Source organism: Microbacterium sp. SCPM-O-B-15248 (M128) (genome assembly GCF_058214835.1).
Genome location: NZ_JBYQLI010000002.1, coordinates 114730 through 128825 on the forward strand (window position 1 = coordinate 114730; position 14096 = coordinate 128825).

A 14096-nucleotide genomic window follows, 5' to 3' on the forward strand; every position below is an offset into this window, starting at 1 on the left:
CGGCCCAGGGGGTTACTTCGTGGCGGGGCTGCTTGTGGCGCTGGTGCCGACGGTGTCGTTCGTCGCGGGCGGTTCGCTCACATCGACGAAGTCAGAGGGGTCGGTTGAGTCTACAGCGCCCGGAGCCTTCGACTCGCGCCCGGGGACGTACGGCGAGGGCTCGAGACCGTGGTGCCGGCGCGACTGGACGACGAAGATGACCAGGCCGAGCACGACACCGAAGATGGCGGCCCAGACGTTCGTGCGCAGGCCCAGGATGATGTCGCTGGGGTCGATCCGGATGGATTCCCACACGGTGCGGCCGGCGCTGTACCAGATGAGGTAGATCGCGAACTGCTTGCCCCACTGCAGTGTGAACTTCTTGCCGACCCACAGGATCACCGCGGCACCGAGCAGGTTCCAGATGACTTCGTAGAGGAAAGTCGGCTGGAAAAGGGTGCCGGCTGGCAGTCCGACGGGGATCGCGGAGTTGCCCGGGGCGATCTCGAGGCCCCACGGGAGGTCGGTGGGCTGACCGAACAGCTCCTGGTTGAACCAGTTGCCGAAACGGCCCATGGCCTGCGCGATGATGAGGCCCGGAGCCAGCGCGTCGGCGAAGGTCCAGAACCGGATGCCGGTCCACTTGCAGCCGAGGTACGCGCCCACCGCGCCACCGATCAGCGCGCCGTAGATCGCGATGCCGCCCTCCCAGATGGCCCACACGGAGCCGGGCTGGGTGATGTTCCACGGGTTCGACCCCGGCCCGAAGTAGAAGCCGAGGTGCGTGACGACGTGGTAGATGCGCGCGACGATGATCGCGAGCGGCACCGCCAGGAGGCAGATGTCGATGACGACCCACTTCTCGGCCCCGCGTCGGGTCAGGCGCGCGTTCGTGAGGAACACGGCCACGATGATGCCCGCGACGATGCACAGGGCATAGAAGTGGATGCGCAGCGGCCCGAGATCGATGTAGGAGATCGAGGGGCTCGGGATGCTGGCGAGCACGCCGGAAGCGGCGCTCGAGAGGGCGAACGTCATGCAGACGAGTCTAGGCGCGCCGCACGGTGCCCGCGGACAGCTCGCGCGCGAGGGCGCGCAGCGCCTCGACGCCGCCGTCGCGCAGCGCCTTGACCAACGCGGTGCCCACGATGGCTCCGTCGGCGTACTCGATGACCCCGGCGACCTGCTCGGCGTTGGAGATCCCGATGCCGACGCACGCGTGGGCGGCGCCGTGCGCGCGCAGACGTGCGACGAGGCCGCGGGCCGCGGCATCCAGCTGGGTCCGCTCCCCCGTGATCCCCATCGTCGAGACCGTGTAGACGAAACCGGTCGAGGCGCCCACGATCATCTCGAGGCGTGCGTCGGTGGAGGTCGGGGCCGCGAGGAACACGCGGTCGAGACCCGATCGCTCGCTCACGGCGATCCATGCCGCCGCGGCATCGGGCGTGATGTCGGGCGTGATGAGGCCCGCTCCGCCGGAGGCCACGAGGTCGTCGGCGTAACGGTCGATGCCGTACTGCTCGACGAGGTTCCAGTACGTCATGACGAGCACCGGCACGTCGGTGCGCGCGGTGACCTCGCGGATGATCGTGAAGAGGTCGCGCATACGGAAGCCGTTGGTGAGGGCCGTCTGCGTGGCTTCTTGGATGACGAGGCCGTCCATCACGGGGTCGCTGTAGGGCGGGCCCAGCTCGATCACGTCGACGCCGGACTCCGCCAGGGCCACCGCGGCCTCGATGCTCGTCGCCACGTCGGGAAACCCGGCGGGCAGGTAGCCCACCAGGGCGCCGCGGCCGGCCGCGTGGGCGGCGTCGATCGCCGCCGAGACGCGCGAGGTCACAGCTCGACCCCCGCACCGCTCGCGGCCTCGGGCGCGGCCTGCACGTCGACGGGCGAGCCGGGCGCATCGGCGACCTTCTCGGCCGCGTGCGTCGGGGACGCGGCGCCGGATGCCTCGGGAGCGTGCTCGGCGTCATAGAGGTCGAAGTACCGCGCGGCGGTGTCCATGTCCTTGTCGCCGCGACCCGAGAGGTTCACCGCGATGATGGCATCCGGACCCAGCTCGCGACCGATGCGCAGGGCTCCGGCGAGGGCGTGGGCGGACTCGATCGCGGGGATGATCCCTTCGGTGCGCGAGAGGAGCCGCAGGGCTTGCATCGCTTCGTCGTCGGTCGCGGGGATGTACTGCGCGCGGCCGATGTCGGCCAGCCACGCGTGCTCGGGCCCGACGCCGGGGTAGTCGAGACCCGCCGAGATCGAGTGCGACTCGGTGGTCTGGCCGTCCTCGTCCTGCAGCACGTAGGTGCGCGCGCCGTGCAGCACGCCGGGGCGCCCGCGCTCGATCGACGCCGCGTGGTGGGGGGTGTCGACGCCGTCTCCGGCCGCCTCGACGCCGTAGAGCGCGACGCCCTCGTCGTCGAGGAACGCGTCGAACATGCCGATCGCGTTCGACCCGCCGCCGACGCACGCGAAGACCGCGTCGGGGAGGCGCCCGAGACGCTCGAGGAACTGCGCGCGCGTCTCTTCGCCGATGACCTTCTGGAAGTCGCGGACCATCGCCGGGAACGGGTGGGGTCCGGCGGCGGTGCCGAAGATGTAGTTCGTGGTCTCGACCGTGGACACCCAGTCGCGGTACGCCTCGTTGATGGCATCCTTCAGGGTGCGCGAGCCGGTCGTGACCGGGATCACCTCGGCGCCGAGGAGGCGCATGCGGGCGACGTTGAGGGCCTGGCGCTCGGTGTCGACCTCGCCCATGTAGACGACGCAGTCGAGGCCGAACAGGGCCGCCGCCGTGGCGGTGGCGACGCCGTGCTGGCCGGCGCCGGTCTCGGCGATCACACGCGTCTTGCCGAGGCGCTTGGTCAGCAACGCCTGCCCGAGCACGTTGTTGATCTTGTGCGAGCCGGTGTGGTTGAGGTCTTCGCGCTTGAGGAAGATGCGGGCCCCGCCCGCGTGCTCGGCGAAGCGCGGAACCTCGGTGAGCACCGACGGCCGGCCGGCGTAGTCGTGCAGGAGCACGCGCAGCTCTTCGAGGAACGCGGGGTCGGCCATCGCCGACTCCCACACCGCCGTGAGCTCGTCGATCGCGGCGATCAGCGATTCGGGCATGTAGCGGCCGCCGAAGTCACCGAAGAACGGTCCCTTCTGGTCGCGCAGGCTCACGGTGGTCATGGGGTCTCCTGGAGGAAGGCGCGCAGGGTCGCGACCGGGTCCCCGGTTACGAGTGCTTCGCCCACGAGGACGACGTCGGCGCCGGCGGACCGGTAGTGCGCGACGTCCGCGGGGGCGAGGACGGCCGACTCGGCGATCTTGATCGCATCGGCGGGGAACGAGTCGGCGAGGCGACCGAACAGGTCGCGGTCGAGCTCGAAGGTCGAGAGGTTGCGGGCGTTGACGCCGATGAGCTTCGCGCCCAGGTCGGCGGCGCGCGCGAGCTCGTCGGCCGAGTGGGTCTCGACGAGAGCGGTCATGCCGAGGTCGAGGGTGAGGGCGTAGAGCTCGGCCAGGGTCTTCTGGTCGAGGGCTGCGACGATGAGCAGGACCAGGTCGGCGCCCGACGCGCGGGCCTCGAGCACCTGGTACGCGGTGGCGAGGAAGTCCTTGCGCAGCACCGGCACCGACACCGCGGCGCGCACGGCCTCGAGGTCGGCGAGGCTGCCCTTGAACTTGCGGCCCTCGGTCAGCACCGAGATCGCCGAGGCACCGCCCTCTTCGTAGAGGCGTGCCTGGCGGGCGGGATCGGGGATCGCCGCGAGATCGCCGCGGGACGGGCTCGCGCGCTTGACCTCGGCGATGATCTTCACCCGGTCAGCGGGCGCCAGCATCGCCAGCGCATCGCGCGCGGGAGTCTGCGCGAGAGCGTCGCGCTCGACGGCGGCCAGCGGACGCGCCTGGGCGCGCCGTTCGGCGTCCTCTACCGCTCCGGCCGTCAGATCGGCCAGCACGGTCAGTGCGCCTTCGACTGGTACTTGTCGCCTGTGGCGCCGTAACCGGCCTTCGACATGGCCCACCCGACGATCGCGCCCACGATGAGCAGACCGACCGAGGCCCACACGAGAACCGGGAGATCGAACCAGAAGAACAGCGTGCCGAGCGTGATCGCGGCGAGCATGATGATCACGGCCGTCCAGGCTGCGGGCGAGTGTCCGTGGCCGGGATCGCCGATGGGGTTGCTCATGGGGCTCCTTCGAGTCGCGCGCGGGCGCGGGTGACAGCGTGCATCCAGTCTATCGAAACGGGCGGGTCGGGCCCGCGCCGACGTCTCGACGTCGACCGAAGACGCGACTCACGCCGTCGGGTCGTCGCCGCGGGAGAGGTCGTCCCACGAATCGATCGCGTCGTGCGGACGCGACCCGTCGGCGGGAGCGTCGGTGGCGGTGCGGTACTTCCGGTCGGCGCTCCCCCGCCACCGCCGCGCCGAGACCAGAGTGAACACGGCCGCCGCCGCGAGGAGCAGCTGCGCGAGCAGCGTCACCACGGGCCACGGAGTCAGCGACATCGACGAGACGAGGTCGGCCACGGCATCCACTCCCGAGATACCGGTCGCGTCGGTGACCGTCGCGGCCGTCGCCGACACCGGCAGCGTCAGCACGACCTGGGCCGTCGCGACGCCGACCACCCCCGCGATCGCGAGAGCGAGGGCACCCAGGACGTAGCGCAGCACCGGACCGACGATCGAGAGCGCGGCCCCGAGCGCGAGCGCGGCGAGACTCAGCGGGGTCAGCACCGGAACGGCGTCCGACCCGGGCACGGGGAGCGTCTGCTGCGCGCCGTCCGCGAGCGTGACATCGATCCAGGTCTGGGTCGAGGCGATGACGCCGAGAGCTCCGGCCAGGAGCATCCCGACGACGGCGAGCGAACGCGCTCGACGCATCACCGCTCCCCCACGACGGGTTCGAGGTCGGTCGCGTCGAAGCACGTGTGGTCGCCGGTGTGGCACGCGGCACCCACCTGGTCGACCTCGATCAACAGGGTGTCGCCGTCGCAGTCCAGACGTGCGCCCTGGACGATCTGGACGTGGCCCGACGTGTCGCCCTTGCGCCAGTACTCCTGACGTGAACGCGACCAGAACGTGACGCGGCCGGAGGTCAGCGTGCGGCGGAGGGCTTCGGCATCCATCCACCCGACCATGAGCACCTCGCGCGTGTCGAACTGCTGGACCACCGCGGTCACGAGGCCCTGGGCGTCGTACTTCACGCGTTCGAACGCGGTGACGTTCATCGGCGCACCTCGATCCCCTCGGCCGCCATGGCGTCCTTGACCTGGCCGACCGTGAGCTGGCCGGAGTGGAAGACGGATGCCGCGAGCACGGCGTCCGCGCCGGCTTCGACGGCCGGGGCGAAGTGCTTCAGCGCGCCGGCGCCGCCCGAGGCGATCACCGGGACCGCGGCGACCTGGCGCATCAGGCGGACGAGCTCGAGGTCGAAGCCCTGCTTCGTGCCGTCGGCGTCGATGGAGTTGACCAGCAGCTCACCGGCCCCGCGTTCGACGGCCTCGCGCGCCCACTCGAGGGCGTCGAGCGTCGTCTCGGTGCGTCCGCCGTGCGTCGTCACGACGAAGCCGGAGGGAGTGGATGCCGCGCGCTTCACGTCGAGCGAGAGCACGATGACCTGCGCGCCGAAGCGGTCGGCGATCTCGTCGACCAGTGCCGGTCGGGCGATCGCGGCGGAGTTGACGCCGATCTTGTCGGCGCCGACCGAGAGCAGGCGGGCCACGTCGTCGGTGGAGCGGACTCCGCCGCCGACGGTGAGCGGGATGAACACCTGCTCCGCCGTGCGGCGGACGACGTCGTACGTCGTGGCGCGCTCGTCGACCGTCGCGGTGACGTCGAGGAACGTGATCTCGTCGGCGCCCTGGTCGAAGTAGACCTTGGCGAGCTCGACCGGGTCGCCCATGTCGCGCAGATCCAGGAAGTTCACACCCTTCACGACGCGACCGGCGGCCACGTCGAGGCAGGGGATGATGCGGCGGGCGAGCGTCATCAGAGCCTCGCGGCGAGGATCTCGGTCACCAGGATCGCCCGGGCACCGATGGCGTAGAGCTCGTCCATCACGCGGTTGACGTCGCGGCGCGGGCTCATGACCCGGACGGCCACCCACTCGGGGTCGCGCAGCGGCGAGATCGTGGGCGACTCCAGGCCCGGGGCCACCGCGATCGCTCGATCGATGAGGGCCGCGGGGAGGTCGTAGTCGACGAGCACGTACTTCCGGGCCGCCAGCACGCCGCGCAGACGCCGCAGCAGCGTCTCGGTGCCCGCGACCTCCTGCGGTCCGGCGATGAGGACGGCGTCGGATTCGAGCAGGACGGGCCCGAAGATCTCGAGCCCCGCCTGTCGCAGCGTCGTGCCGGTCGAGACCACGTCGGCCACGGCATCCGCCACGCCCAGCTGCACGGCGGACTCGACCGCGCCGTCGAGCGGCACGATGTCGACGGCCACGCCGCGCTCGTCGAGGAACGCGTCGACCAGGCCCGGGTAGGCGGTCGCGACGCGCAGACCCTGCAGGTCGTCGACGTCGGAGAAGCGGCCGGGGCGTCCGGCGAAGCGGAAGGTGGAGCCGGCGAAGCCGAGCGACTCGACCTCGCGGGCGCCGGGCATGCGGGCGTCCAGCAGCAGGTCGCGGCCGGTGATGCCGACGTCGAGCGCGCCCGAGCCCACGTAGGTCGCGATGTCGCGCGGGCGGAGGTAGAAGAACTCGACCTCGTTGACGGGGTCGACGGTGTACAGGTCTTTCGAGTCGCGACGTCCGGTGTAACCGGCCTCCGAGAGCATCTCGGCGGCGGTCTCGGCGAGCGACCCCTTGTTCGGCACGGCAATTCGCAGCATGACGGGGGCTTTCGTGTGAGGTGAGCGTCGGGGGTGCGGGAGCGGCTCAGAGATGTCGGTAGACGTCTGCGAGCGTCAGGCCCTTCGCGAGCATGAGCGTCTGGAGGTGGTAGAGCAGCTGCGAGATCTCTTCGGCTGCCGCCTCGTCGGACTCGTACTCGGCGGCCATCCACACTTCGGCGGCCTCCTCGACGATCTTCTTGCCGATGGCGTGCACGCCGGCATCGAGCTGAGCCACCGTACCGGAGCCGGCGGGGCGCTCGACGGCCTTGGCGCTGAGCTCGGCGAACAGGTCGTCGAAGGTCTTCACGTTTCCAGGGTATCGGGTCGGCGGTGCCCCGGATGCCGGGAGCCAGGCGGCGGGCGTGCGGGCGGTGTGCGCGCGGCTGCCGGGCGGGGCGTCAAGAGAGCGATAAACGCATCCTGCACTGAGACACGCGCGCTGCGAGCGTTTCCCGGTGCAGGAAGCGTTTATCGCGGCGAGGGCGACGGATGCCGCGGCGGAGGCGCCGGGATCAGTGGTGGTGGCGGGCGGCGGAGGCGCGCAGCGCCTGGATCGCGCGGTCGGGGTCGTCGGCGCCGAAGACCGCGGAGCCGGCGACGAACGTATCTGCCCCGGCTTCGGCGGCCTGGGCGATCGTGGACTCTCCGATGCCGCCGTCGACCTGCAACCACACGCTCGACCCGCGACGACGGGCCTCGTCGGCGAGGGCGCGGAGCTTGGGCATCGTCTCGGGCATGAACGACTGGCCGCCGAAACCCGGCTCGACCGTCATCACGAGGATCTGGTCGAACTCGTTCAGCACGTCGAACAGGTTCTCCACCGGGGTCGCCGGCTTCACGGCGACGCCCGCGCGCGCCCCGATCGAGCGCAGCCGCCGAGCCAGAGCCACGGGCGACGCCGCGGCCTCGAGGTGGAAGGTGACGGATGCCGCGCCCAGCTCGGCGTACTCCGGCGCCCACCGGTCGGGGTCGTCGATCATCAGGTGCACGTCGAGCGGGACGGGGCTCGTCTCCTGGATGCGACCGACCATCTGCGGACCGAAGGTGAGGTTCGGCACGAAATGGTTGTCCATGACGTCGACGTGCACGAAGTCCGCCCCCGAGATGCGGGCGAGCTCCGCCTGCATGTTCACGAAGTCGGCGGCGAGGATGCTCGGATTGATGCGGGGCACGGTTCCATTATCGGCGCCGGGTCCGCCGCACCCTCGCGTGAGGGGTCAGAAACTGTCGCTTGGCTTGCGCGCAGGCGACAAATCTTGACCCCTCACGCGTCACGACACGCGGCGCAGGAGGGCGATCGACATCGCGTCGGTGCCGTGGCGGTGGGGCCACAGTTGGGCGCGGAGCGAACCGTCCGACTGCGCGGGGAGGTCGATGTCGGAACCGGCGATCTCGCGCACGACCGCGCGGGCGTCGAGCTCCTCCACTGCGTCGCCGAACTCGCGGCGCACCTCGGCGAGCACACCGGAGGTCTCGGCGAGGTGCGGAGAGCACGTCACGTAGGCGAGCACTCCACCGGGCTTCAACGCGCCCAGACCCGCACGGACGAGATCGAGCTGCAGCGCGGTGAGGTCGGGCACGTCGGACGGCGTCTTGCGCCACCGCGCCTCGGGGCGTCGGCGCAGAGCCCCGATCCCCGTGCACGGCGCGTCGACGAGGATGCGGTCGTACTCCCCCGCGGTCCGCGCCGCGCGGTCGCGCCCGTCTTCCTCGGTCACCTCGACCTCGAGCGGGACGGATGCCACGGCCCGGCGCACGAGCCCGGCCCGGGCGGGCGAGATCTCGTTGGCATCCAGGCGCGCACCGCCCGCGAGGGCCTCGGCCGCGAGGAGCGCCGTCTTGCCGCCGGGACCCGCGCACAGGTCGAGCCACCGCTCCCCCGCCTCGACGGGCCGGAAGCGGCTCAGGGCCAGGGCCGCGAGCTGCGATCCTTCGTCCTGCACGCGGATGCGCCCGCCCGACGAACGGATGAGCGCCTCGGGGTCGCCGCCGCGGGTGGTGAACGCGGTCGGCGCGAACCGGGCGGGCCGGGCGTCGTCCGGGATCTCGGCGAGCCCCGGAAGGGCGATCATCGCCACCCGCGGAGCGTCGTTGTCGGCGGCGAGGAGAGCGTCCAGTTCGTCGGCCCGTCCCTCGGCGGACAGCGCGCGCCGCAGCGCCCGGACGATCCACACGGGATGCGCGCTCTGCAGCCCCAGCCGTTCGTCGTCGCTCCGTGCGCCCTCGGTGATGCGGTCCATCCAGTGCCCCGGCGTCTCGCGCGACACCCGGCGCAGCACGGCGTTGGCGAACCCCGCCGCACCGCGTCCACCGCCGTGGCGACGCGCCAGCTCCACCGACTCGTTGACGGCCGCGTGGGAGGCCACCCGCGTCGACAGCAGCTGGTGCACGCCCAGACGCAGCGCGTCGAGCACCGGAGGGTCGATCCGGTCGACGCTGCGATCGGCCGCGGCCGCGATGATCGCGTCGTACGTGCCGCGCCGTCGCAGCGTGCCGTACGTCAACTCGGTCGCGAGACCGGCATCCTGGGCGTCCAGCTTCGCCCGCTCGATCGCGTGCGGCAGCAGCAGATTGGCGTACGCCTGGTCGGCGGAGACGGCCCGCAGCACGTCGAAGGCGACCGCCCGTGCTCCCTGGACGCTCATGATCCGAGCACCGGCTCGCTCGTGCGCAGCCCGCGGAACCACGAGCCCGCGTCCATCGCCCCTTTACCCGCAGGCTGCACCGACTCGAGCCGGAGAGGTGTCGTCGCCGTGCCGACCAGGATCTCGCGCCCGGATGCCACGACTCTCCCCGGCGGGAGGGGCGGTGCCGCGCTCGCCGCGGCCCGCAGGACCTTGAGCCGCGCGCCCTCGAACGTCGTGTGCGCCCCCGGCTCGGGGGTGACGCCCGCGATGCGCGCGAGGAGGCTCTCGGCGTCCAGGGCGAAGTCGAGGGCACCGTCGGCGAGAGTGAGCTTCGGTGCGAGGGTGGGCTCGCCGCTCTGCGGCACCGCGACCGCCGTGCCGGCGGCGATCCCGTCGACCACGCGGGCCAGCAGCGGCGCGCCGATCTCGGCCAGGGCGTCCAATACCTCGCCCGCGGAGGCGTTCTCGGGCACCGTGTAGCGCTCCTCGGCGAAGACGTCGCCGGCATCCAGCTCGGCGACCAACTGGAACACGGCGGCTCCCGTCTCGCGGTCGCCGGCCATGAGTGCCCGCTGCACGGGAGCGGCGCCGCGCCAGCGCGGCAGGAGCGAGAAGTGCAGGTTGATCCACCCGTGCGTCGGGGCCGACAGCAGCGGCTCGCGCACGAGCCCGCCGTACGCGACGATCACGCCGAGCTCGGGACGCAGGGCGGTGATGCGGCCGGTGGCCTCGGCATCCAGTCGGTCGGCCTTGATCGTCGGCAGGCCCAGCTCGTCGGCGGCCTGGGCCACGGGCGACGGGGTGAGCACGCGTTTGCGGCCCAGGGGGGCGTCGGTGCGGCTGACGACCGCGGCGATCTCGTGCGGCCCCTCGGCCAGGGCACGGAGAGAGGGGACGGCGACGGCGGGGGTGCCGGCGAAGACGAGGCGCATGGTTCTCCTCACGCTTCGGATGCGGGTGGGTGGGACCGGGGCGGCGGCGCTCAGAGGTCGGGCTCGGGAAGATCGAGCCGCACTCTGAGTGTATTGCGAGGCCTCGGGCCGCGATCCTTCGTCGACTTGCGTGCCCGCAGCGCGTCGGCGATGACCCCGGCCCGCAGGGCCTCGGCGACGGCGCGTCCGTGGGCGTAGTCGAAGCGCACCAGCGCGCGCGAGGTCGGTGCATCGGGTGCCGTCGAGGTGTCGACGGGGCCGAGGACGGCGAGGGCGTCCAGATCGGGCACGCTCTCGCGCAGCTCGGCCAGCAGCGTGTCGACACTGCGGGCGTGTCCCTCGACGCTCGCGACCCGCACCGCCGGGGGCATGCGCAGCGGCGCGCGGTCGGCCAGCTCGGCGCGCGCGTACGCCGGCTGCGTCCAGGTCGCGAGCGCCCGCGCCACCGGACCCGCCACGCCGACGAGGTGCACGGGCGCCCCGGGAGCGGCGAGAGCGGCCGCGTTCGACCACCAGCGCAGGCAGTGCTCGCCGACGCGGAGCGCCTCGTTCTGCAGCATGCGGTCGCCGTCGAGCAGGATCACGGCGCGGTAGCCGCCGCGCGCGAGCGGCTCGGCTCCGCGCGTGGCGATCACCAGTGCCGGGGCGGCATCCACTTCGGCCACGGGGTGCGCGCCGTCGGCGATGATGACGCGGGTGTTCGGGAACGCCCGGCCCAGCTCGTCCGCCGTCCGCTCGCTTCCCGACGACGACATGCGCAGCTTCACCGAGCCGCAGTGACCGCACGTCCAGGCGTGGGCGCTGCGCCCGCACCACGCGCACACGGGCACCGCGCCCGGACGGGCCGCGCGCAGCGGACCGGCGCAGTGGGCGCACCGGGCCGGACGACGGCAGTCCGCGCACACGAGCGACGGGGCATACCCCGGGCGGGCGACCTGCACGAGCACAGGACCCAGAGCCAACGCCTCTCGCGCCGCGGCGAACGCCGACGACGGCACGCGGGCGGTGCGCTGCTCCCCCTCGCGCGTCGCACTGAGCACCACGCGCGGACTGACCCGCCGCTTCGGCGCCGCCTCGCGCACATAGCCGACCTCGACCAGACGCTGCACGTCGGTCGTGCGGGTGTGCCCCGCGAAGACGAGCGCCGACCCCTCCAGCTCTTGCCGCACGAGCGCGGCATCCCGTGCATGCACGCCGGGGGCCAGGGGCTCCGACAGCAGCGAATCGCCGTCGTCCCACAGCGCCACCAGGCCGGTCTCGTGGGCGGGGGCGTACACCGCCGACCGCCGTCCCACGACGATCACGGGCACGGGCGCCAGGGTGCGCAAGAACTGGGCGTACCGCGCCGGGCCCGACTGATCTGCGTCGTCGCGCACGATCGCCTCGGGCGGCACCAGATCGGCCAGCGCCGCCATGAGCTGTGCCTGGTCGCGGTAGTCGGGCACGACGAGCACCGCGCTCCTGCCCCGCGCGAGCGTGCGCACGGCCGCAGCCGCGAGCAGATCGGCCCAGGCCCCCCGCGGCAGGTCGCCCGAGGGATGCGGAGGAGCGTCGACGGCGACGCGCTCGCCGCCGTCGAGGGCGTCGATCAGGCCCGCGTAGGGCGTCAGCAGCGACTCGGCGCGCGCGAGCGACTCGGGCGGCACGACGGGAACCGTGGATGCGGGCGCGGCCAGCCACGCCTTCTCGGCGCGCACCATGCGCTTGGGCACGGCCAGGCGCAGGATGTCGCTCACCGACCCCGCGGCGCGATCCGCGACTCGGCGGGCGAGCGTGTACAGCCGTTCCGGCAGCACCGCCATCGGCGAGACGACCGCCTCCACCGACGACAGCGGGCGCTCGCTGCCGTCGTCGGGCACGACCTCGACCACGAAGGCATCCATCATCCGGCCCGCCGAGCGCAGTGGGACCTTGACCCGCACGCCCGGGGCCACCTCGCCCACGAGCGGGTGCGGCACCGCGTAGTCGAACAGCCGATCCAGCTGCGGCACCGGCGAATCCAGCTGCACCCGCGCCACGCGCCGGGCGCTCACGTGCGCCGCCGGGGCACGGCGTCACCGCCGCGGTGACGCGGCCGGAGGGATGCCAGGAGTGCGGCGCTGCGGTGCACGCCCGGCGCGGGCGCCCCCACGTCAGAGACCGGCGGCGGCGCGCAGCTCGTCGACGCGGTCGGTGCGCTCCCATGTGAACTCGGGCAGTTCACGACCGAAGTGGCCGTACGCCGCGGTCTGCGCGTAGATCGGACGGAGCAGGTCGAGCTGGTCGATGATCGCCTTCGGGCGCAGGTCGAACACGTCGCGGATCGCGCGGACGATGGTGTCGTCGGCGACGTGCGCCGTGCCGAACGACTCCACGTACAGACCCACCGGGTTCGCCTTGCCGATCGCGTACGCGACCTGCACCTCGAGACGGTCGGCCAGGCCCGCTGCGACGGCGTTCTTCGCGACCCAGCGCATCGCGTACGCCGCCGAGCGGTCGACCTTGGACGGATCCTTGCCGCTGAAGGCGCCGCCGCCGTGGCGCGACGCCCCGCCGTAGGTGTCGATGATGATCTTGCGGCCGGTCAGTCCCGCGTCGCCCTTCGGGCCGCCGATCACGAACGGGCCGGCGGGGTTGATGTAGTACTGCACGTCGGGCAGGTCGAGACCCGTGTCGCGCAGCACCGGGTCGATGACCTCGGCCTGCACGAGAGCGCGGAGCTCTTCCTGCGAGATGTCGGGGTGGTGCTGCGTCGAGAGGACGACGGAGTCGACCGTGCGGGGCGTGTGCCCGTCGTAGCCGAGCGTCACCTGCGTCTTGCCGTCGGGGCGCAGGAACGGCAGCGTGCCGTCGCGGCGGACCGTCGCGAGGCGCTCGGCGATGCGGTGCGCCGTCCACGCGGCCATCGGCATGAGCTGCGGCGTCTCGGTCGTGGCGAAGCCGAACATGATGCCCTGGTCGCCGGCGCCCTGCAGATCGCGGGGGTCGATCGAGCCGCGCTCGCGCTGCTCGAACGCCTTGTTGACGCCGGCGGCGATGTCGGAGGACTGCGCGCCGATGGACACGCTGACTCCGCACGACTCCCCGTCGAATCCCGTCTCGCTCGAGTTGTAGCCGATGCGGTTCACGACGTCGCGCACGATCGCGGGGATCTCGACGTAGGCGCTGGTCGAGACCTCACCGGCGACATGGACGAGGCCCGTCGTCACGAGCGTCTCGACGGCGACGCGCCCCGTCGGATCCTCGGAGATGATCGCGTCGAGGATGCTGTCGGAGATCTGGTCGCAGATCTTGTCGGGATGTCCTTCGGTGACGGACTCGGACGTGAACAGGCGCAGGTCGGTCAAGGCATCTCCCGGGAAGGGTGGTCTGGGGACGGGCACAAGTATGCCCCGGACGGCGGACAGCCGCCCGGGGCATCGTCACATCTGTGAACGGATCACTCGGCGGCGCGAAGGCGCAGCTTGTCCTCGTGGATCTCGTGCAGAGCGATCGTGAGCGGCTTGTCCTCGACGGTGGAGTCGACGAGCGGCCCCACGTTGTCGAAGAGGTTGCCCTCGTGCAGATCGGAGTAGTAGTCGTTGATCTGACGCGCACGCTTGGACGCGTAGATCACGAGCTGGTACTTCGAGTCGACCTTGTCGAGCAGTGCGTCGATGGGCGGGTCGATGATGCCCTTGTCGCGTCCGGCCATGGGGAACCTCCTGGTTCGGCGGGATGAGGTGGATGCGGCGCTCCCGGCGCCGAAGCATC

Annotated in this window: 16 protein-coding genes; all 16 read right to left on the minus strand. The window is 72.1% G+C overall.

The window, feature by feature from the left end:
• Window positions 1-12: 12 nt before the first annotated feature.
• Window positions 13-1017 (minus strand): prolipoprotein diacylglyceryl transferase, encoded by a 1005-nt coding sequence (gene lgt / locus AC3E6M_RS03200; RefSeq protein ID WP_138173893.1) that lies wholly within the window; start codon window positions 1015-1017, stop codon window positions 13-15.
• A 10-nt stretch (window positions 1018-1027) separates the two neighbouring features.
• Window positions 1028-1819, minus strand: coding sequence for a tryptophan synthase subunit alpha (trpA, locus tag AC3E6M_RS03205; RefSeq protein WP_138173891.1), 792 nt, complete (start codon window positions 1817-1819; stop codon window positions 1028-1030).
• Entirely contained in the window at window positions 1816-3141 is a 1326-nt protein-coding gene (trpB, locus tag AC3E6M_RS03210) for a tryptophan synthase subunit beta (protein WP_252370921.1), read from the minus strand. Before trpB ends, trpA begins: the two co-directional genes overlap by 4 nt.
• A gap of 5 nt (window positions 3142-3146) precedes the next feature.
• A complete protein-coding gene (gene trpC, locus AC3E6M_RS03215) occupies window positions 3147-3923 on the minus strand; it encodes an indole-3-glycerol phosphate synthase TrpC (RefSeq protein ID WP_138173887.1) in 777 nt (258 codons plus the stop codon).
• Between the two features lie 2 nt (window positions 3924-3925).
• A complete protein-coding gene (locus tag AC3E6M_RS03220; protein WP_138173885.1) occupies window positions 3926-4156 on the minus strand; it encodes a DUF6704 family protein in 231 nt (76 codons plus the stop codon).
• A 108-nt stretch (window positions 4157-4264) separates the two neighbouring features.
• Window positions 4265-4852 carry a Trp biosynthesis-associated membrane protein gene (locus tag AC3E6M_RS03225; RefSeq protein WP_490529016.1) on the minus strand — a complete coding sequence of 196 codons (588 nt, stop codon included), beginning with the start codon at window positions 4850-4852 and terminating at the stop codon, window positions 4265-4267.
• A complete protein-coding gene (gene hisI, locus AC3E6M_RS03230; protein WP_138173881.1) occupies window positions 4852-5199 on the minus strand; it encodes a phosphoribosyl-AMP cyclohydrolase in 348 nt (115 codons plus the stop codon). The genes AC3E6M_RS03225 and hisI overlap by 1 nt, the downstream gene beginning before the upstream one ends.
• Window positions 5196-5960, minus strand: coding sequence for an imidazole glycerol phosphate synthase subunit HisF (hisF, locus tag AC3E6M_RS03235; protein ID WP_490529017.1), 765 nt, complete (start codon window positions 5958-5960; stop codon window positions 5196-5198). Before hisF ends, hisI begins: the two co-directional genes overlap by 4 nt.
• On the minus strand, window positions 5960-6802 hold the full coding sequence (gene hisG, locus AC3E6M_RS03240) for an ATP phosphoribosyltransferase (RefSeq protein ID WP_138173877.1): 843 nt from the start codon (window positions 6800-6802) through the stop codon (window positions 5960-5962). The genes hisF and hisG overlap by 1 nt, the downstream gene beginning before the upstream one ends.
• Before the next feature lie 46 nt (window positions 6803-6848).
• Window positions 6849-7112 carry a phosphoribosyl-ATP diphosphatase gene (locus AC3E6M_RS03245; protein ID WP_022877496.1) on the minus strand — a complete coding sequence of 88 codons (264 nt, stop codon included), beginning with the start codon at window positions 7110-7112 and terminating at the stop codon, window positions 6849-6851.
• A gap of 205 nt (window positions 7113-7317) precedes the next feature.
• Window positions 7318-7977 (minus strand): ribulose-phosphate 3-epimerase, encoded by a 660-nt coding sequence (gene rpe / locus AC3E6M_RS03250; RefSeq protein ID WP_138173875.1) that lies wholly within the window; start codon window positions 7975-7977, stop codon window positions 7318-7320.
• A 99-nt stretch (window positions 7978-8076) separates the two neighbouring features.
• Window positions 8077-9450, minus strand: coding sequence for an RsmB/NOP family class I SAM-dependent RNA methyltransferase (locus tag AC3E6M_RS03255; protein ID WP_490529018.1), 1374 nt, complete (start codon window positions 9448-9450; stop codon window positions 8077-8079).
• Window positions 9447-10364: a methionyl-tRNA formyltransferase gene (gene fmt, locus AC3E6M_RS03260; protein WP_490529019.1), complete on the minus strand. Its 918-nt coding sequence runs from the start codon at window positions 10362-10364 to the stop codon at window positions 9447-9449. The genes AC3E6M_RS03255 and fmt overlap by 4 nt, the downstream gene beginning before the upstream one ends.
• A 50-nt stretch (window positions 10365-10414) precedes the next feature.
• Window positions 10415-12397, minus strand: a complete 1983-nt coding sequence (locus tag AC3E6M_RS03265) for a primosomal protein N' family DNA-binding protein (RefSeq protein ID WP_490529020.1) — start codon at window positions 12395-12397, stop codon at window positions 10415-10417.
• A 99-nt stretch (window positions 12398-12496) separates the two neighbouring features.
• Window positions 12497-13690, minus strand: a complete 1194-nt coding sequence (metK, locus tag AC3E6M_RS03270; protein WP_490529021.1) for a methionine adenosyltransferase — start codon at window positions 13688-13690, stop codon at window positions 12497-12499.
• 92 nt (window positions 13691-13782) lie between these two features.
• A complete protein-coding gene (rpoZ, locus tag AC3E6M_RS03275; RefSeq protein ID WP_055837405.1) occupies window positions 13783-14037 on the minus strand; it encodes a DNA-directed RNA polymerase subunit omega in 255 nt (84 codons plus the stop codon).
• Between the last annotated feature and the right edge of the window lie 59 nt (window positions 14038-14096).